Origin of the sequence: Shewanella phaeophyticola, assembly GCF_025398315.1 — a bacterium.
GTDB lineage: Bacteria > Pseudomonadota > Gammaproteobacteria > Enterobacterales > Shewanellaceae > Shewanella > Shewanella phaeophyticola.
Map to the genome: position 1 here is coordinate 4,005,091 of NZ_JAODOQ010000001.1, position 20,842 is coordinate 4,025,932.

A 20,842-nucleotide genomic window follows, 5' to 3' on the forward strand; every position below is an offset into this window, starting at 1 on the left:
ATTCCCCTTATTTCACCACGACTTTTCTGAACATGCCTGGCATGTGGAATAACAAGTGGCAATGATATGCCCATTGCCCTTTTGCATCGGCGGTGACTAAGTAACTGATCTTAGAGCCCGGCTGAACTAATACCGTGTGCTTTCGGGGAATAAAATCAGCATCGCCTGTCTCTAACTCACTCCACATACCATGCAAATGCATAGGGTGAGTCATCATCGTGTCGTTCACTAAGGTGATCCGCAGTCTTTCACCGTATTCAAACTCTAATGGCGCGGCGTCCATAAACTTCACCCCATTTACAGACCACATATATCGGTTCATATTGCCGGTTAAATGCAGTTGAATTTCGCGGCTGGGTTGGCGCGTGTCGTAGGTAGGATGTAAGCCTTTAATATCGCCATAAGTTAATACTTTGCGATTAAATTGTTGTTGATGGTCACGCAATCCAATACCAGGATCGTGTAAACCACTTTTTGGGGCATCGGCACGCATATCCACTTGTGGGTCGAACTCGGTGTCAATGTGTTTAATTTCATTGTTACTGCCAAAGCCTGCAAGCCCTAATCCTGAGACTGTCGCTTTAGCAGTCCCCATGGCCATTTTGCTGTGATCCATGCCTGACATATCACCGTCGCCCATAGCCATCTTGCTGTGATCCATGCCAGGCATATCACCGCCGCCCATAGCCATTTTGCTATGATCCATGCCAGGCATATCACCGCCGCCCATAGCCATCTTGCTGTGGTGCATGCTTGGCATATCACCGCCACCCATGTTCATTTTGCTATGTTCCATGCCTGACATATCACCTGCGCCCATGTCCATTTTGCTATGATCCATACCACTCATGTCCATACCACTCATGTCCATGCCCATATCACTGTGGCTAAGGACTGGCCTTGGATCCATTGGGGGAATAAGAGCATGTAAACTGGCATCTGAAGTAAGGTTACCTACCGTAAAGCCGGTGCGGTCAATACTTTGAGCGAAAATACAGTAAGCATTATCAACCTCTGGCTCAATAACCACATCATAGGTTTCAGCAACACCGATTCGAAATTCATCCACAGAAACCGGTTGAATGTTCTGACCATCACTGGCGACAACACTCATCTTTAGGCCCGGTATACGCACATCAAATATGGTCATAGCAGAACTATTTATAAAGCGTAAGCGCACCTTCTCACCTTGTTCAAACAACCCTTGCCAGCCCTGTTGCGGAGGATTGCCATTCATTAAATAGGTGTAAGTTGAACCAGTAACATCAGATATGTCGCTGTCACTCATGCGCGCGTTATTCCACATCGAACGAGCGTTCCACGTATTGGCTAAGCCATTTTTATTCACGTCAGAGAAAAAATCCATTACCGTACGCTCACGGTAATTATAGTAATCGGCTTGTTTCTTTAATTTGGCATAAATGTTTTCAGGGGCTTCGTCAGACCAATCAGACAGCATGATCACATAGTCACGGTCATATATGACCGGATCGGGGGTCGCAGGATCAATCACAATAGCACCGAATAAACCGGTTTGTTCTTGATAGCCTGAATGACTGTGATACCAATATGTGCCACTTTGTTGGACGGTAAATTGATACTCAAATGTTTCACCGGGTTTAATGCCATCAAAGCTAAAGCCAGGCACACCGTCCATTTCGGTGGGTAAAATAATACCGTGCCAGTGAATAGAGCTATCTTGGTCGAGGTTATTTTTTACTCTTAAGGTGACTGTTTCACCTTCTTTCCAGCGCAATAACGGCGCGGGCAGCAATTGGTTGACCACAGTGGCTCGAGCAGATTTCCCGGTAAAATTAACCATTTTATAGTCAATTGATAAGTCGAACACTTTGCCAGAAAGCTGGCTCAACGATTGGCTTAATGCATTGGCAAAAGCATTTTTAGGGAAAGGGGTCGACATCAATGCCAACATGGCTGATGCACCAAACACAAACCTGCGTCGGCTGTTGTTGAGTTCACTGTTTGTCGTTTGAGTCATGGGCTTTATCATGTATTGCGATTTCATTGCACAGACTCCTCAAGCGAGTTCACTTGGGCGTATACCTGGCTACTGCCATCATTTTTCAACAGTAAGACTTGGTATGGCATAAATTTATCTTGGTACTCCATACCAGGGCTGCCCACAGGCATAGCGGGTACGGTTAAGCCGATAGCATCTTTAGGGGGTGGCTAAAAAACGACTAATGAATTTTGCAGGGACATGCCCTTCAAACACATAACCTTGAGATGACACTGCGGTATGGCAAGATTGCATTGAAGCAGGAATACCCTTTGACTGTTTAAACTCATAAAGGTTGTTAATATTGTGGGCATCAACATTAAATCCACGCTCACTAATATGAGTAAGCCATTTTTCACAACAGCCACAATTGGCATCTTTATAAACAGTGAGTAATGGCGCCGTAGTGCCGGGCTCCGCTGCATGGGCAGGTAACATCCCTCCCATAATTTGCAGAATAAAAATAGTACCTATTACACGAAAAAAACGAATAGCATTGCGATATAGAGCAGACATAATATTGCCTCCAAATCAAATTTCGTCACATTAAACAACGCGGTTTAATGTCAGTTTATTAACCAAAAGGTTAAAAAATTGAAACTACATGATTGGCTAGGACAGTTAGCAAAAAAAGGCGTAACTGTGCCTATGTTAGGCAAATATTGGAGGACGGTATAAAGATGAAAAATACTGAGGCATTAGTGCTGAGGTAAACATTGTTGCAGAATTAACTAAGCTGACTTCTGATTTAAGCGTTGGCATGGCCATCGTTAAAGCGACTGATAAACATGAGCCGACAGGACAATGGCACGCTTGGGCGCAGCAACTATCATCCGCACCATCGTTCATATCCATGTTCATATTCATTTGCATACTAGCGTCATGACATGCTTTGCCATTTTCAGCAGGCATATTTGAAGTCGTCATTGAATTCATTGGCATAGTACCAGGCATAATCACAGACGCAAAAGTTTGACCGACAAACGTCAGTAAAACAAACATCATGATTAAGTGGATTCTACGCAAAATATATCTCCAATGATTATCAAATAATAGTAGTGAAAAATACTGCATTTAGCAATGAAAATTTATTTGAAAAACATAATTAAATGAAAATAAAAATAACATTTTAAAATAAAAAATATGATAAAAATCAATCTAATATAAAATAACGATGCATTTTTTTATCTGCATCGTTATCCTAATCAACTAAATATTATCATTCCTCATGTATCAATTTAGTACGACGCCATAAAAAGAATACAACGGGGACAATTAATAGTGTCAGTATGATTGCACTAACCATTCCGCCGACCATTGGCGCAGCAATCCTACTCATCACCTCGGAACCGGTTCCAGTACCATAAAGGATAGGCAATAATCCAGCTATGATTGCTGCTGCCGTCATCATTACAGGACGTACGCGCATACCTGCACCTTGAATAACAGATTGAGTCAACTTTAGTTCATCAAATTTTTCTAGCTGCTGTGAACTATGATCAATCGCTTCTCTATAGGCTTGGTTTAAATAAACAAGCATAATGACGCCGATTTCGACAGCGACACCCGCCAATGCAATAAAACCGACTCCTACTGCAACTGAAAAATTGAAACCTTGTAAATACATTAACCAAATACTGCCCACCATGGCAAAAGGCAATGTCCCCACAATAATTCCAACTTCAACAACATTGCGGAAATTCATGAACAATAAAATAATGATAATAAATAAAGTAAATGGTACTACGTAAGTAAGCTTTGCTTTAGCTCTTTCCATATACTCATATTGACCAGCCCAAGTAATAGAGTAACCGGCGGGTAATATCAATTTATCATCCACAACTTTTTGTGCTATATCAACATAACTACCAATATCAACATCCTCAATATCAATGTAAGCCCAACCATTAAGGCGAGCATTTTCACTTTTGATACCCGGAGGTTCATTTTCAATAATAACGTCCGCAACGTCACCCAAAGAAATTCTCAAACCTTGCGGAGTCACTATAGGCAATAAAGCTAATGCTTCAGGTGAATTACGATAATCCTGAGGATAGCGTAGGTTAATGGGGTATCGCTCTAACCCTTCAACGGTTTGTGAAATACTCATACCACCAATCGCTGTGGCCACAACCTGTTGAACATCCGCTATATTCAAACCATATCGAGCAGCATTCTCACGCTGGATATCAACTTTAATATAACGTCCGCCTGCAACTCTTTCAGCATAAACTGACGAAGTCCCCTTAACATCTTTAAGGATTTCTTCTAATTGTTTACCAATTTTTTCAATTTCCTTGAGATTAGGTCCAGCAATTTTAATGCCTACAGGTGTTTTGATCCCTGTCGCCAACATATCTATTCGGGTTTTAATTGGCATTACCCATGCGTTAGTCACACCTGGTAACTTAACTAATGAGTCTAGTTCTTGTTTTAAACTCTCTGTAGTCAGGCCTTCTCTCCACTCGCTTTTGGGCTTAAGTTGAATAAACGTCTCCACCATTGTCAGAGGTGCAGGATCCGTTGCGGACTCTGCTCGACCAACCTTACCAAATACGGTTTTAACTTCGGGCACAGTGTAAATTAACTTATCCATTTGTTGCACTAATTGGCGTGCTTTACCAATAGAAATACCAGGGTAAGTTGTCGGCATGTACATTAAATCACCTTCATCTAATGGAGGCATAAATTCACTACCAATTTTATTTAGTGGCCACACACCAATTAACAACACAAATAATGCAAATAGCAGCGTCATCTTCGGAAAAGCCAGTACTTTTCTCAAAACAGGCACATATACTGCTGTTAAAAGTCGATTAACCGGGTTTTTGTGCTCAGGAAGTACTTTTCCGCGAATAAAGTAACCCATTAACACTGGAACTAATGTTATAGCTAACGCTGATGACACAGCCATTGCGTAAGTTTTAGTAAACGCAAGCGGTGAAAACATCCTTCCCTCCTGTGCTTCGAGGGTAAATACCGGTAAAAAACTAACAGTAATAATCAGTAAACTAAAAAATAAAGCAGAGCCAACTTCGCTGGCAGACCGAGCTACAACCTGCCAACGGTTTTCTGGCGTCAATGGCGTTCGTTCCATATGTTTATGCATATTTTCAATCATGACAATGGCGCCATCGACCATGGCACCAATTGCAATTGCAATACCGCCTAAAGACATGATATTGGCATTCAAACCCTGCAAGTGCATAATAATAAATGCCGTTAAAATACCAACTGGAAGGCTAACAATCGCCACAAGTGATGATCTTACATGCGCCAAAAAAACCATACAGACTAAAGCAACAACTAAAAATTCCTCTAGCAGTTTAAACCCTAAGTTTGATACGGCTCTCTCAATTAAGCCACTGCGGTCATAAACCGTCACAACTTCCACGCCCTCAGGAAGGCTACTTTTTTAATGTCTCTAATTTAGCTTTAACGCCATCAATTGTCTTTTGGGCATTTTCACCAAATCGCATCACAATAATGCCACCGACCGTCTCACCTTCACCGTTTAGATCAACGACGCCACGTCGCATTTGCGATCCAGTCCCGATATCCGCAACATCTTTTAGCAGTAATGGGGTGCCATTATTGTTCACGCCTAATGGGATATTGCCGATATCCTCTTTATTCTCAAGATATCCTGTAGCACGAACCATATATTCAGCTTCTGAGATTTCGACAACAGAGGCACCAATTTCTTGATTACCACGGTTAATCGCCATTTGAATAGCATTTAAAGGTATACCAAAGGCACGCAACTTATCAGGGTCAACCTTAATCTGATACTGTTTAACCATCCCCCCTAGAGCACTCACTTCAGAAACCCCTGGGACAGTTTGTAATTCATACTTTAAAAACCAGTCCTGTAGACTGCGTAACTCACTAATATCGTGTTTACCGGTTCTATCTACGAGTGCATATAAATATACCCAGCCCACACCTGTTGCGTCAGAGTCCTAATTGAGGCTTTGCATTATCAGGTAACGTTGAAACGACTTGGCTAAGATATTCCAACACACGACTACGAGCCCAATATAAATCGGTTTCTTCATCAAAGATGACATAGACATATGAATCACCAAAAAAAGAGAATCCCCTGACCGTTACCGCACCAGGCACAGACAGCATAGCCGTAGTTAAAGGGTAAGTGACTTGATCTTCAACTACTTGTGGGGCTTGACCTGGATAACTTGTTTTAATAATTACCTGAACATCAGATAAATCAGGCAAAGCATCAATAGGGGTATTTTTAAGTGAAAATAAACCCGCGCCGACGAGAATTGCACTGGCGAGCAAAACAAAAAATCTGTTTGCTACAGACCATCGTATTATTGATTCAATCATGGTTATTCTCCCATCTCCATTCCTGAATGATCTGCTTGATGTGTTGTATTAGATACATCATCAGTAGCTTTGGGATTGTGTATATTTACCACTTTGACCAAGCCGTCTGATGTTTTTTCTAATTCAATATGAAGCACAGCACCAACGGTAAATACAGAGAAATCCACACTGTCATCAACAATAAAGTCCATGGTCATTTGTGGCCATTCCCATTCACTGACAGCTTGATGATTCACATTAATCATTCGATGTGCAGCCATTAAGCTATTTACTTTTGCTTCTACCCAAGCAGTTTCTGGAGTGATGGCTTGAATATTTTCTTGCTCATCGTCAGGTGCTCTCATACGTTTAAGGTCAGAGGTTTTATTTGATTCAGAATCCAATAGGAATTGTGCTGACGAGACAACAACATCTCCGTCATACAGGCCTGATTTTATTTGAATTTTATCATCATCGAATCGTCCTAACGTTACTGCTACAGATTTATATTTACCTTCACCGAGGGCAAGTACTACTCGGTCTGAGTTTCCTGTTCTAATCACTGCTTCCCTTGGTAGCAGTAATACATCCTCATCACTTCGTGTTTTTATCGACACTTGTGCAAACATATTCGGTTTTAATGCAGCATTGGTATTATCGAAGCGCAATCTCACTTTTAGCGTTCTTGTTTTACTATCTAATGCGGGGTAGACATAATCGACTTTTCCTTGCCAAGATTGACCAGGTAAATAATCTAATTTCATTTCAACTTCTTGCCCAACTTTAACCATGTTTGCTTGACGTTCAAAAACTTCAGCTTCAACCCATACTTGTGTTAATGAACCAATTGAAAACATTGTCATACCCGGTTTTACAAACGAGCCCTCCCTTACATTCAAATTATCAATAACACCACTTTGATCAGCATAAAACGTAATATTTTGTTTGACTATTCTATTTTTTCGTAGCGCTTTAATCTCCTCGCTTGGTATTAATAATGCTTTCAACCGAGCTTCAGAAGCTGTAATCAAACGCTGATCATTTCGATTTAAAGCTAATAACATTTCTTCTTGTGCATTAACTAAAGCAGGAGAATAAATCGAATATATAGGTTGCCCTTTAATAACCGGATCACCTGAAGCTTTTACATAAAGTTCTTCAATCCATCCTTCGACTCTTGGATTAATATGAATAAGTTGATCTTGATCATATTGAACATATCCAACTGTTTTAATGCTTGTTTGTAGTGTGCCAAACGTTGCTACGGATGTCCGCATACCAAGTTTATTAATCACTGCAGGTGATATTTTAACGGCACCAGATCCAAAATCTGTCGAATCGGTGCCATCTTCGTATACAGGTATAAGATCCATACCCATTGGTGATTTCCCTGGTTTATCACTACGATAATTAGGATTCATAGGTGCGACCCAATATGATGGCTTAGCTTTTGCGCTGTCCTCTGAAGCTATTTCATTCTTCGGTGTATATAAGATTGATGCACTAATACCAGTAAGAATACCGATAACTAATATGCTGATCATTTTTAAATTGTTGTTCATTTTACTTCTCCATCAACATAAGATTTATGTGAGATGCTAACTGAATCCACATTGGGGGTAAAAAAATAGTTCAATTGAACTTTAAGTTTCTGTAAATCAACGTTAATAGCCAAAGCATCTAATTGAGTATTCAATTGAGCAATGAGGGAGCGAACGACTTCAGCGAAATCTCCCTTATCATTCGTGTAAGCCGTTAGTGACGCATCTGCTTGATCTTGCATTTGAGGTAATAAAAAATCGTTATAGAGTTTCTGACGTTGTTCCAATTTAAGAAATTGCGCTTTCGCAGTACCGTATGACGCCATCATGTTTCGAAGCAGTAACCACTTTTCTGTTTTAATTGACTCTGACTGAGAAATAGCGGCTTGAACTTGCTTATCTTGCTTTGAAGAAGTAAATATTGGTAAATCAAAACTCACACCTATTGACAACAAATCATCGCGAGAATTACCCATAGGATCATCGCCTCGATAACTATATCCAGCGTTTAGCCCCCATTCAGGCTTATATAATTGCTTTGTTAACTCTACACCTTTCCGGCTTGATTCAATTCTTTGTTCCAAAGCTAATAGAAGTGGATGGTCAGAAAATGCTTCATATAAAGATTGTTGATAATTTGGGCTTTTTTCCTCATCTAGATATAAATTAGAATTAATTAGCTTAATTTGAGGAAGTGTATTTGGGACGGTAAACGTCGAAAATGACAACTCATAGTCTTGTTCATACTCTCTTCTATACTCACCAACGAATGCCTTACCAACCCATTCAGATAATTTCTGCTTAAGCATATTTTCTTCCTGAGCTAAGACGGTCAGCTTATCTTCGAGACGGGTCACCTCTAACTGAGCACGAATGATGTCCTGCTGATTAGATTTACCAAGAGCAGATGAATATCCTGCTTTTGCGACATCAGATAATTGTTCGAATAAGTTCCGATTACGCTCAATCAGTGCAATACTCTCTTGCGTTTTATATATATCAAACCAAATTTGAGCGGTGGTGACACTTAACTTAGCTCGTCTATCTTGTCTTAAAAATGGGTATTGCTCCGCCGTTAACTCAAGTTGCTGTTGGCGTAAACTTAAGCTATCCCCTCGCGGAAACATTTGAGTGACACCAATTTTCAATTGAGTCATTGCTTCTTGTCCAAAATCAAAAGTGTTTATGGACAAATTCGCTAAACCAACACTGATTTTTGGATCTGGTAAGGTTCCTGCCGCTATGCTTTCAGATTTAATAGCATCTTGTTGAAATTGATTACTGACTAACCAGGGATCGTTCGACTGAGAGAGATAAACGGCTTCTTCCAGTGATAATGTCTGTACTGGTTCTGCCGCATATACCGCAGCGCTAATACCAATAAAGGACATCACTACGATTAGAATATATTGAGTGTAAATTTCACCCAATTTCTTGTAAATTAAAGACATAAAGCCTCCAAATTAGTTACCAATGCTCGAATTGAATTCGAAAAAAGGTAATATCTTGTTAATTTATTTTAAAAAAGATAAATGAACAGGAAGACGATCAAAAATTGATCAAGCCTTTCCTATCTAACAAGAAAATATTGGAGGACGATATAAAGAAGAGTTATATTGCGGAGTTGTATTTTGAGTCAAACCAGATATAAAACTACTCAAACTTGAGATGGTTACTGATTGGACAATTTTCATTTCAAGGGCAATTGAAAAGCAAGTACCTATCGGACAATCACATTGATTATCACAACAATCAGGAATGTCAGCGGTAGATGTTTTAACGGCATCAACATCTGATGTTAATTGGTGATGGCAAGCGTTAGTCGCAGCGGTATTCACTGGATTTGATTTACTTAACATTGAATTCATATCAGAGGGGCATGGCAAAATCACAGACGCAAAAGCTTGACTGACAAATGTCATCAAGATAAGCATCACTGTGATAATTCGCATACGACTCAAGATAAAACTCCAATATAATTAGTTGTATTAATTTTAACTCTACTTGCCTAAATAATCCTAGTTAACTGTAGTGTTTTTTCACTTTAAACCACTGATACTTGACATAGATCACACTTCAAAAGCTCTAACTAAAAGATAGTCAGTAACGATAAAAATTAACATCTAATTGTCTTAACTTATCTTGGATCCTGGTGGGGGTTTGTGGCAACTATGTGGTTGATGATTTGCATTATCTTTGATGTTTTGATCCACAAATTGATAGTAATTTACCTTTACATTGGTCCACCAATCATTATGAGTATCAGCACCATGCTTTCTGATAACTTCCTCAATATTTTCTAAATTGATATGACTGACATCATAGGTAAGATAAATAACTTCCGATTTTTCATTATAAGTCACGTCATCTATGCCAAACAATTTGACTATATCAGCCTTTAATGTTTCTAAATTTTGATTATCAACTCCAGTTAATCTTAGGTTTCTGACAACTAAAGTCGCTTCTTTAACGCCCGGTCTATGTTCACAATCACTCATAATCTCTCTCTTAACCATTAACTCATCATTTTTCTGAAGTTTTAGATAAAAAGTAATTAATATAAAATGGCCAATTTTCTAACCTAGACCGTAAACAGCTTAGGTTAGAATCAAGATATTGATGGCAAAGTTAAAAATGCTCATTTTAATACTGCTATTATATTCATCACTGATACCAAAATATTGAAAAGTACGCATAGATATCTAGTGTTTACTCAACAATCAGTACACCCTTGTACATTTGCATCTGGCAATGAAATGGATACTCACCTTTCTCCAGTGCCGGTAAGGCTATCGTCGTCGTTTTCTCCAGCGCTAAATCTTGGCTAATCTCCAAGTCGGGTAGCAAGACAGTGGCTGAACATCCGGATTTATCTTGGCGTAAAAAGGTTATCTCTGTTGGTGTATTAGCCGAAATTTTAATTCGTGCTGGCGTATACACACCGTCTTTAACCAGTATCAATGTACTAGCGTCAACACTAGAATCGTTTGCCGGTTTATATAGCCAAAACCACCAAATGATAAAACCGATTAATGCGATACACAGTAAATTAATTAACATATTATGCCTCCTAGTGTTCCTTGGCTTTAAACAAACGTAAACGGTTAGCGTTACTCACTACGGTAAGTGATGAAAAGGCCATCGCAGCGCCAGCAATCACTGGATTTAGCAAAATACCAAAAACAGGAAAAAGCACACCTGCTGCTAAGGGAATACCCGCGACGTTGTATATAAACGCGCCAAACAAGTTTTGTTTAATGTTGCGCAGCGTTGCTTTACTAATGGCTATCGCATCGGCTAAGCCATGAAGTGATCCGCGCATTAAGGTCACATCAGCGCTTTCTATCGCCACATCAGTGCCTGTTCCAATAGCAAAGCCAACATCGGCTAACGCTAATGCGGGGGCGTCATTAATCCCATCGCCAGTCATGCCAACCACTTCATTTTGTTGCTGAAGTTCAGCTACTTTATTGGCTTTATCTTCTGGCATGACTTCTGCGAAAAAATCATCAATACCAACTTTTTTAGCCACTGCTGCGGCGGTCGCTTTATTGTCCCCGGTTAACATAATCACTTTGATGCCATTGAGTTTCAGTCTCGCAATCGCTTCAATTGAATCAGGCTTTATCGGATCTGATACCGCAATAATAGCCAGTAATTGCCCTGCAAGCGCTAAATACATTGGTGTTTTAGCATTTTCAGCTAACACTTGAGCCTTAGCTTCGTGAAGGCCAATATCAATATGTTTATCTAACATCAGTTTTAAATTACCAAATAGTAATGTCTGGCCATCCACTTCAGCTTCTACACCTTTACCTGAAATGGCATTGAAGTGCTCAGTGTCAATGGCTTCTATACCTCTATCATTCGCACTTTCTACAATAGCTTGCGCGAGTGGATGTTCGGAGTGACTTTCGATTCCAGCAGACAAGGCAAGTACCTGCTCTTCACTGTCGGCATTAACCAAAATAATATCGGTAACTTGCGGTTTACCTTCAGTAATGGTGCCGGTTTTATCTATTATCATGGCGGTTATTTTAGACGCGGTTTGCAATGCTTCACCGTTACGAATAAGCACCCCCGATTCAGCTGCCTTACCAACGCCAACCATCACTGACATTGGCGTTGCGAGACCTAGCGCACAAGGACAAGCAATAATTAATATTGTTGTTGCAGACACGATGGCAAATACACTTGACGGCTCAGAGCCAAAATTAAACCACACCATGGCACTGACTATAGCGATGATCATAATAGCGGGCACAAAGTAAGCGGCTATGACATCTGCTAAACGCCCAATCGGCGGCTTAGAGTTTTGCGCCCGTTTGACCATACTAATAATGCGAGCCAGTGCGGTATCCTTACCTACACGAGTGGCTTTAAATATGATTGAGCCTGATTTATTCAAGGTGCCAGTGACCACATCGTCACCTATCACTTTTTCAACAGGCATTGGCTCACCGGTCAACATTGATTCATCAATGGTGCTGTTACCCTCAAAAACCACCCCATCGACTGGAATTTTTTCGCCAGGGCGAACTTTTACATGATCATTAAGTAATACATGAGCAATATCGATGTCGAGGTCTTTCCCATCACGGATAACCCGAGCAGTTTTAGCTTGCAAACCAATGAGACGCTTAATCGCTTCAGAGGTTTTACCGCGCGCTTTAACTTCTAGTGCTAAACCAAGATTAATTAAACCAATAATCATTGCGGTCGCTTCAAAGTAAACATGTCTTGCCATCTCGGGGAACAATTGTGGAAATGAAACAATCAACATCGAGTAAACCCAAGCAGTACCGGTACCTAAGGCAATGAGGGTGTCCATATTGGCATTATGGTTTAAAAATGATTTCCAAGCGCCGATATAAAAATGCCTACCTGATATAAGCATAATTGCCAGAGTCACCACACCGACCAGTCCCCACACAGTTTGCTCTAATAGGGTTGATACCGTCATTTCGCCAATAAAAAGTCCATAAATCATCAACGGGATACCGACGGACAAGGCGATAATGGTATGGCGTAATAAACTTTTATAATGTTGTAAATCAGCCTGTTCTTTCTCGTTCATGGCATCTTCTGCCGACTCAGCCTGTATTTGAGTGGCATTATAACCAGCGCTTTCTACTGCTTTTATAATCAACTCGGCAGATGCGTTACCCGAAACAAGTACTGTTCTGTCGGCAAAGTTCATTTCGGCCGAATCAACGCCTTGCACGCTGTTAATCGCTTTTTCAATTTTGCCAACACAACTCGCGCAACCTGCGCCGAGGATATTGAGTTGTATTGTAGTATGGCCTGTTTTAGTCATCACTTAATCTCCATTGAAGCTTTATCAACATAATGGGGAACTCCTAATTCTTCTGAAACTATATCCTCTTGATTTGTATTCTCTATTAAATGGCAAATCATGTTTCCTGTGGGTATGTTGTCAGGCATTTGAGACCAATCTTGTATCGCCTTAGAAAGCTTACTTCTTAATTGCACCATTTCGTTGAACTGTTGCTCAGTTTCAAGCAGCTTTACTTTAATTAATTCGCGTACAAGTTGACATGCACTATCCCCAAGATCAGTCTTAGAAAAAATAACTTTAATATCTTCGACAGAAAATCCTAAATTTCGAGCACTCAAAATAAATTGCATCCTCACCATATCTTTATGGTTGAATGTTTTATAACCATTATTGGGAGATTTGCTTGGATTGAGTAATCCAATTCGAGTATAAAAACGCACAGTATCAGCGGATACACCCAATTTATTAGCGAGTTGAGCCACTTTCATACAACCTCCAAACCATCATAAATAACTACGATAGTTCAACTATAACTCTGTGTGTAACACACAGCTCAAGAAGTATATTAGGTATTGATAGGGCGCTATGATAGCGCCCTATTAATCCAATTAATGATTCATCATTTTACTGTGTTGTTTCATAATGATAGACATTAACTCTGCATGGTTAACCAGCTTAACTGATTCGCCTTTTAAGCTAGCCGTGTCTATTGTGATCTGAGGGGAGTCGATAAATTTGCGAGCAGATTTTGTAGTGAAAATATCCTTAGCTCTAACCTGAATATCTTCGTTCTTAGTTAAATTCAAACTCCAATATAATGCATCAGATTTTACAAAATTAGTGTCATCTGCTCCCGTTGAGTAAACATCATAAAACTGAAGTTCAAGCAAATGCTGACCAGGTTCAATGTCAATCTGTCCCTTATTAGCCACAGACTGGCCATCAACGGAAGTAAAAATAAGATAATCAGGTAATGTAATAGTAGCAGCCATTGAAACTGTGCTAGCTAAAGATAAAAGTGTAATTGCGATAAATTTTTTCATAAGAAACTCCAGAAGCTTTATGATGCTCATAAGTAAACGAGCAACAAAAATCTTTATAAATTAATAGTAAGTGATTAATTAAAATAAAGAATTAAGCAATTGGAGGGGGATTTTGACTTCCAAGCGAAGCCGGAGTTGATATCCATAAAGTCGAGTCAACTTTAGAACTTGTGAATAGATTGTTAATTAAATTTGAGCCCGATAACAAAACAAATGCATTAGCGACTACATGGCAATGGCTAATACAGTGGCTTGAATCTTCGGCACAACAGTTATCGTCATCACAATCATTGTCCATCATAACTGAATGTGACATAGAGTTAGATTGCATACTTGATTCAGACATATCGCTAGACATAGCATTACTTGGCACTAATAACTGTGTTATTAATGTCAATATAACTGCTAAATTTAGCAAAATCTTAATCATGCTATTATACTCAATTTAATTATATGGACTATGTTAGCAAATTTTAGAATCAAATTCCATGATGTAAGTCACAATCCTAGGTCTATTAAACTATTCAATGAATCCTTACTTGACATAACACTGGTGAGATGCAGACCTGGGCGGGATATGTGCTCTGTACTATTTAGATATACCCAAGGGATGTTGCAGAGAGCACAGAACTCAGAGCTACCGAGAGAATAGTGTTAACAATGCTTATGGAAATAACTGTTATGATGTTATGCAATAAAGAAAGCTGCTTTAGTAAAACGTAGAATGGGCAAAGGAGTATTTAATTATTAAACCTACCGTTTGGATTAACCCTGGTGTTGTCACAATATATGGCTCTAGCATAGATGCTGACGCTCATATGCATCATGCAATACAAGTGATATGGCTCTTCAGTGATTCGCGTTGTAATTTGAATGGAAGAAAGATAACAGGTGTAACGGTAATCGATTCAAAAGTTGATCATCAACTGGAAATGGTTGAAGGTTGGGTGTTACTTATTGAACCGAAAAGTAATTTGGGACGGGAGTTGGTTACTAAATTAATGGGTCAACCATTTAAGTCATTTAGAACAACTTTTTCAGAATCAGTTAATAAACCGTCTCAAACAGACGATTTTATTGAATTTTTAACACCTGTATTTGACGAATTAAAACTTACAAAACAGTTCTTAGTTGTTAATAAAAGCACAGTGGAAGATAGACGCATTCAACAATTGTTAATTGAATTAGATCAGTGTCTATATGGCGATTGTATCAAACCTACTAATTGGCGAGCTTCTGAAGTCGCTAACCAATTAGCTTTATCTGAAAGTCGTTTTCTTCATTTATTTAGTATAGAGTTAGGTATTGCGTGGCGACCATATTTATTATGGCGAAGAATGATCTGTGCTATTCAAGCGTTAATTAATGGTAACTCTGCTACAGATGCTGCTCATCTGGCTGGTTTTTCAGATAGTGCTCATTTAAGTCGAACATTTCGAAATAACTTCGGTATGACAATAAGGCAAGCTCATACTCTTTTCAAAAAAGTTAGCTAGTTTATTCAAGTTTTCTGTTGAGTGGTTGGTTATTCTAGTACAAACTCATTGAATAGGAATTTCTCATGAAACTCAAACTAAGCAGATCTATTTTAATCATCGTTGCATTGATAATCGTATTGGCAAGCTTAATACACGGCATCATTGCTGATATATCGATTTTTCATGGTCTGATTTTACACCCCATCTTTTTTTAGTTGGACTTTCTTTGGCTGCATTCAGTGTAGAGGGGAGTAAATGTGACTAAATTATCAAAAAATTTATTAAAACATACCCCAATGTTGGATTTTAACCATCCGCAAATTCAAAGTTTGATTGAACAACGACAGTGGCGAGATTTATCGCAATATGATGCCATTGGCGAAATTTATAACTATGTACGAGATGAAATTTGTTTTGGCTATAACGCAGATGACCGAATACCTGCAAGCCAAGTATTTAGTGATGGTTATGGACAGTGTAATACTAAAGGTACTTTGTTGATTGCGTTGTTACGCGCTGTTGGTATTTCTGCACGCTTGCATGGTTTTACTATTTACAACCAATTACAACGTGGTGCAATCCCGAACTATATATTCTTCTTTGCACCAAAACGTATTCTTCATAGTTGGGTTGAGGTTTTTTACAATGAACGTTGGATTAACTTGGAAGGTTACATCATCGATAAGCCTTATCTTAAACAAATTCAGAGTCGTTTTGTTGAGCCAAGCAAGTGCTTTTCAGGCTTTGGTATTGCAACTAAATGTCTTGCAAGACCCGATGTGGACTGGATAGGCAAAGATACTTATATACAAAGTGACGGCATTGCAGATGACTTTGGTATATATGAGCAGCCAGATGATTTTTACTCAAAACACGGTAGTAACCTTACAGGGATTAAAAAGGTTCTTTTTCGTTATGCGCTACGTCATTTAATAAATATAAATGTGAAAAAAATTCGTTCTAATGGCGTAATGTGAGGTAAACATCTAAAAAACCACATAGCATAGTTAATTTTGTAACTGTGCCACTACATATACAGGTTATTTATTAGTGCTAATTCACAGCTATTCCAATCAAACGATGGTTAGTTTGAGCTATGTAACAATTGCATTCTAGGGTTGAATCCAATCCTAGAATGCAAATAGCCCTTATTAAAAAAGGTTATGCTCAGTTACAGCTATAACATCGCCATATTTATCTACTCTAAAATACAATGTCTTATTATCGTGAGAATTCGTAGCACTCACAACATAAACTCCATCATTAACACTTATAATATTCACATCTTCATTCTTAATGGTTCCCCATGAAAACTTTAGCTTACCAGCATCATAACCAAAATCTTCGAGTATCATTTTATGTATTTTTTTAATGACAATGTTTGTTATCTTTTCTTCATTCAAATGAGAGTGTCTTTTATGGATCATACTTTTCATTCTATCTGGATGTGCAAAAGAATAATTACAATTAAAAGAAATAACGATAACTATAAAAGAAAATAAATACCTCATAAATATGCCTTATTATTTTAAACTTAGCATCTAAAAGCCACCAATTGGAAGAATTTTTTCAATTGGACTAACGTAAACCCACCCAGAAATTTCCGTTCCAATTTTACCTATTTTTCTAATAATTGATATAACTTCATCTACTTGTTCATCTTCACATATTAGAGACAGCTGAGCTTCGGAAATAGTTACACCTGCTTCAGAAGAATATACTAACTCACTTTCCTGAAGAGCTTTCAATGTTCCTTTGACATCAAATATTGATATATTTCCGAAGCCAGCATCTTGTAATGCTTGTATAACATCTGCAGACCTTACATGGTGAATTAATGCATTAATTTTTTTCATATTTTTACCTGTCAATTTGAAATTATACTTAAAGGGATTACGGACAACTCGAACACCGCAATCCCTTCTCCATACTTAAAATTTAATTACTATTTTGGCTGATTTTCGTCTTTCGCCAAGTAAGTCTGTACAAGCCAGGTAATACTAATAAAGTAAGGAACGTTGATGAAATGATCCCACCAATAACGACTGTTGCTAGTGGTCTCTGGACTTCTGCACCAGTACTAGTATTAAGCGCCATTGGTAAAAATCCTAATGCTGCAACAAGTGCAACCATCATAATTGGTCTTAATCGCAACATTGCACCAGTTTGAATAGCTTGCTCGACAGAACTTCCACGATCCAGCTCATCTCTAAATGCAGATACCATCATAACCCCCGTCAAAACAGAAACTCCGCACAAAGTAATAAAGCCTACACCAGCTGTAATAGATAGAGGGATATCACGCAACCATAAAGCTATGACACCTCCAGTAAGGGCTAGTGGTACCCCACTAAAGACTAAAGCTGCGTCTTTTGCGGAACCAAATGTCATCATTAGAAGAGCAAATATCATTATCAATGTTATAGGTACAAGTATAGTTAAACGATCAGAGGCAGATTGTAATTGCTCAAAAGTACCACCATATTCTAACCAATACCCTGGAGATAATTTTACTTGCTCAGCAACCTTACTTTGTACTTCTGCAACAAATCCACCTAGATCTCTACCACGAACGTTCGCGCTAACGACCAATCTACGCTTTCCATTTTCACGTGAAATCTGGTTAGGGCCAGGTGCTAAAGTAAGTTTAGCTACTTCTCTTAATGGTACATAACCACCTTCAGGTAACGGAATAGGTAAACGATCTAACGCTTCTAAATTTACTCGAACCCTCTCGTCAACCCTTACAACGATTGATAAACGTTGATCACCATCAAAAATCAAGCCTGCACTCTCACCTCCCGTTGCAGCAGCAACTACATCTTGGACATCCGAGACGTTTAAGCCCAAACGGTACATAGCTGCTCTGTCAGCATCAATTGACAAGATGGGTAATCCAGAAACTTGTTCTACTTTTACGCCTTCAGCCCCTTCAATGCTACTTAACACCTTTGCTATTTCAGCACCTGAACTCAGTAATTTAGATAAATCATCTCCAAAAATTTTTATACCTAGGTCAGATCTGACACCTGAAATCAATTCGTTAAACCGAAGTTGGATAGGTTGGCTTATTTCGAAAGCATTACCTGGTAATAAGGCTAGTTTTTCACTTATTTCTTCTAAAAGTTGAGCCTTAGTCTTTTCAGGATTTGGCCACTCGCTATGATCCTTAAGCATCACATAACCATCAGATATATTTGGCACCATAGGATCACTCGCAACCTCTGCAGTACCAACTCTAGAGAAATATGTTTTAACCTCCGGAATCTCTAGAATTGCCTTCTCCAACTGAAATTGCATATCCAATGATTGAGTTAAACTTGTCCCTGGAATTCGAAGTGCTTGGATCGCAATATCGCCCTCATCAAGATTAGGAACAAACTCGGTTCCCATTTTTGTTCCAACAAATCCGACTAAAATCACAAATATCAATGCTATTGAAATTACAAGTACTCGGAATCTCAACACAATCGATAAAATTGGCAGATATAATCGTTTAGATTGACTGACGATAAAATTGTCTTTTTCTTCTATATGGCCTGTCATAAACAAAGCGACTGCCGCAGGAACAAAAGTGAGAGACAATACAAGTGCAGACAATAGAGCCATGATTACGGCCATTGCCATTGGAGTAAACATTTTACCTTCGACACCTGTCAGCGCCAAAATTGGCAAATTGACCATAATAACAACTAAAACACTTATCAGACTTGGAGTAAACACTTCACGGGTAGCCGTAAAGACGGTCTGAAAACGTTCATCCAATGTCAATATTCGCCCCAGGTGATGCTGTCTTCCTGCCAGCCTTAAAATACAGTTCTCAACTATGATTACAGCACCGTCAACAATTAACCCAAAATCAAGTGCACCTAGACTCATGAGATTTGCGCTTACTTTGGTTTCTACCATGCCAGTCATCAACATCAACATTGATAAAGGGATCACCATGGCAGTTAATAAAGCAGCCCTAACATTACCCAGCATAACTAGAAGAACGACAATGACCAACACAGCACCTTCAGCTAAATTGGTCTGAACTGTTGCAATCGTCTTATCTACCAATACAGTACGATCGTAAACAGGTTCAGCAATCACACCTTCTGGAAGAGTTTTATTAATCTCAAGCAATTTTGCTGATACTGCCTGAGAAACAGTTCTGCTATTTCCGCCAAGCAACATAACAGCTGTGCCCAACACAGTTTCATCGCCATCGCGAGTTGCAGCGCCAGTCCTAAGCTGTTTACCAAACCCAATCTCTGCAACATCACCTACGGTAATAGGAATTCCATCCCTACGAGCAACAATGATCTGCTTAATCGATGAAATATCAGTAACCTGACCTGGAGCACGGATCAAATATTGTTCACCATTTTTCTCTATATACCCAGCACCTACATTCGAATTATTTTTCTGCAACGCAGCGACTAAATCATCAAAACTTATTTGGTAAGCCAATAGCTTTGAAGGTTCTGGTGTAATATGAAACTCCTTTTCATACCCTCCGATTGTATTTACTTCAGTAACCCCCTCAACCAAACGCAATTGAGGACGAATAACCCAATCTTGCAATGTACGCAAAGCTGTTGCGTCGTAAGGTTTTCCATCTGCTTGCAAAGCCCCTGGCGCTGCATGAACTGAATAGTGAAAGATTTCACCTAATCCAGTTGCAACAGGATCCCATTACGGGCTCAATACCTGACGGCATCTCACTTTTAGCTTGTTGCAAACGTTCGTTAATAAGATTTCGAGCAAAATAAATATCAGTTCCTTTCTCAAACACAACAGTCACTTGTGAGAGTGCATAACGAGATAGCGATCTAGTACTCTCAACATAAGGTAATCCTGCAATTGACATTTCAACCAAATAGGTGACTCGCTGCTCAACTTCTAGTGGTGAATACCCAGGTGCTTCTGTGTTAATTTGAACTTGAACATTGGTAATATCAGGTACAGCATCAATAGGAAGATGTTGATAATTCCAAACGCCTAGTGCACCCGTTAGCAAAACAAAAAACATAACCAACCACCGGCGGGTTATGGAAAATTGAATGAGTTTATCAATCATTTAAAACTCCTATTTGAAGCACACAACCGATTATGTCTAAATTTAAAAACATAAATAAGGTATAAAG

The 20,842-nt window shown here is 39.1% G+C and carries 15 protein-coding genes and 3 pseudogenes; 2 read left to right on the forward strand and 16 right to left on the reverse strand.

Going from position 1 to position 20,842, the window contains the following annotated elements:
• Positions 1-7: 7 nt before the first annotated feature.
• The 13 genes and pseudogenes from N4T56_RS18520 to N4T56_RS18585 all read right to left on the reverse strand — a co-directional run bounded on the left by N4T56_RS18520 (position 8) and on the right by N4T56_RS18585 (position 14,629).
• A complete protein-coding gene (locus N4T56_RS18520) occupies positions 8-2,026 on the reverse strand; it encodes a copper resistance system multicopper oxidase (RefSeq protein ID WP_261734251.1) in 2,019 nt (672 codons plus the stop codon).
• A pseudogene (locus N4T56_RS18530) lies at positions 2,023-2,536 on the reverse strand (DUF411 domain-containing protein). Before N4T56_RS18530 ends, N4T56_RS18520 begins: the two are co-directional and overlap by 4 nt.
• Positions 2,537-2,671: 135 nt before the next feature.
• Entirely contained in the window at positions 2,672-3,046 is a 375-nt protein-coding gene (locus N4T56_RS18535; RefSeq protein ID WP_229780183.1) for a hypothetical protein, read from the reverse strand.
• Positions 3,047-3,239: 193 nt separating this feature from the next.
• Positions 3,240-6,370: pseudogene (locus N4T56_RS18540) on the reverse strand (efflux RND transporter permease subunit).
• 2 nt (positions 6,371-6,372) lie between these two features.
• Positions 6,373-7,911: an efflux RND transporter periplasmic adaptor subunit gene (locus tag N4T56_RS18545; protein ID WP_261734254.1), complete on the reverse strand. Its 1,539-nt coding sequence runs from the start codon at positions 7,909-7,911 to the stop codon at positions 6,373-6,375.
• Positions 7,908-9,341: a TolC family protein gene (locus tag N4T56_RS18550; RefSeq protein ID WP_261734255.1), complete on the reverse strand. Its 1,434-nt coding sequence runs from the start codon at positions 9,339-9,341 to the stop codon at positions 7,908-7,910. Before N4T56_RS18550 ends, N4T56_RS18545 begins: the two co-directional genes overlap by 4 nt.
• A 123-nt stretch (positions 9,342-9,464) precedes the next feature.
• Positions 9,465-9,812, reverse strand: a complete 348-nt coding sequence (locus N4T56_RS18555) for a hypothetical protein (protein WP_261734256.1) — start codon at positions 9,810-9,812, stop codon at positions 9,465-9,467.
• Positions 9,813-10,022: 210 nt separating this feature from the next.
• Positions 10,023-10,388, reverse strand: a complete 366-nt coding sequence (locus N4T56_RS18560; protein ID WP_188926859.1) for a cation transporter — start codon at positions 10,386-10,388, stop codon at positions 10,023-10,025.
• A gap of 211 nt (positions 10,389-10,599) precedes the next feature.
• Positions 10,600-10,950 carry a cupredoxin domain-containing protein gene (locus N4T56_RS18565; protein ID WP_188926860.1) on the reverse strand — a complete coding sequence of 117 codons (351 nt, stop codon included), beginning with the start codon at positions 10,948-10,950 and terminating at the stop codon, positions 10,600-10,602.
• A 10-nt stretch (positions 10,951-10,960) separates the two neighbouring features.
• Positions 10,961-13,207: a heavy metal translocating P-type ATPase gene (locus tag N4T56_RS18570; protein WP_261734874.1), complete on the reverse strand. Its 2,247-nt coding sequence runs from the start codon at positions 13,205-13,207 to the stop codon at positions 10,961-10,963.
• Complete coding sequence (locus N4T56_RS18575) at positions 13,207-13,677, reverse strand: MerR family transcriptional regulator (protein ID WP_160056747.1); 471 nt, start codon at positions 13,675-13,677, stop codon at positions 13,207-13,209. The genes N4T56_RS18570 and N4T56_RS18575 overlap by 1 nt, the downstream gene beginning before the upstream one ends.
• A 120-nt stretch (positions 13,678-13,797) precedes the next feature.
• Positions 13,798-14,232, reverse strand: coding sequence for a DUF2057 family protein (locus tag N4T56_RS18580; protein WP_160056745.1), 435 nt, complete (start codon positions 14,230-14,232; stop codon positions 13,798-13,800).
• A 91-nt stretch (positions 14,233-14,323) separates the two neighbouring features.
• A complete protein-coding gene (locus N4T56_RS18585) occupies positions 14,324-14,629 on the reverse strand; it encodes a hypothetical protein (protein WP_261734257.1) in 306 nt (101 codons plus the stop codon).
• Positions 14,630-15,101: 472 nt separating this feature from the next.
• Between N4T56_RS18585 and N4T56_RS18590 the strand changes: the two genes are divergently transcribed.
• Positions 15,102-15,728 carry a helix-turn-helix transcriptional regulator gene (locus N4T56_RS18590; protein ID WP_238107789.1) on the forward strand — a complete coding sequence of 209 codons (627 nt, stop codon included), beginning with the start codon at positions 15,102-15,104 and terminating at the stop codon, positions 15,726-15,728.
• Between the two features lie 239 nt (positions 15,729-15,967).
• A complete protein-coding gene (locus N4T56_RS18595) occupies positions 15,968-16,687 on the forward strand; it encodes a transglutaminase-like domain-containing protein (RefSeq protein ID WP_160056991.1) in 720 nt (239 codons plus the stop codon).
• 174 nt (positions 16,688-16,861) lie between these two features.
• Here the strand turns inward: N4T56_RS18595 and N4T56_RS18600 are convergent, their stop codons facing one another.
• The 3 genes and pseudogenes from N4T56_RS18600 to N4T56_RS18610 all read right to left on the reverse strand — a co-directional run bounded on the left by N4T56_RS18600 (position 16,862) and on the right by N4T56_RS18610 (position 20,775).
• On the reverse strand, positions 16,862-17,221 hold the full coding sequence (locus N4T56_RS18600; protein WP_160056949.1) for a DUF6488 family protein: 360 nt from the start codon (positions 17,219-17,221) through the stop codon (positions 16,862-16,864).
• Positions 17,222-17,251: 30 nt separating this feature from the next.
• A complete protein-coding gene (locus tag N4T56_RS18605) occupies positions 17,252-17,566 on the reverse strand; it encodes a P-II family nitrogen regulator (protein WP_160056947.1) in 315 nt (104 codons plus the stop codon).
• A gap of 82 nt (positions 17,567-17,648) precedes the next feature.
• A pseudogene (locus tag N4T56_RS18610) lies at positions 17,649-20,775 on the reverse strand (efflux RND transporter permease subunit).
• Positions 20,776-20,842 lie beyond the last annotated feature (67 nt).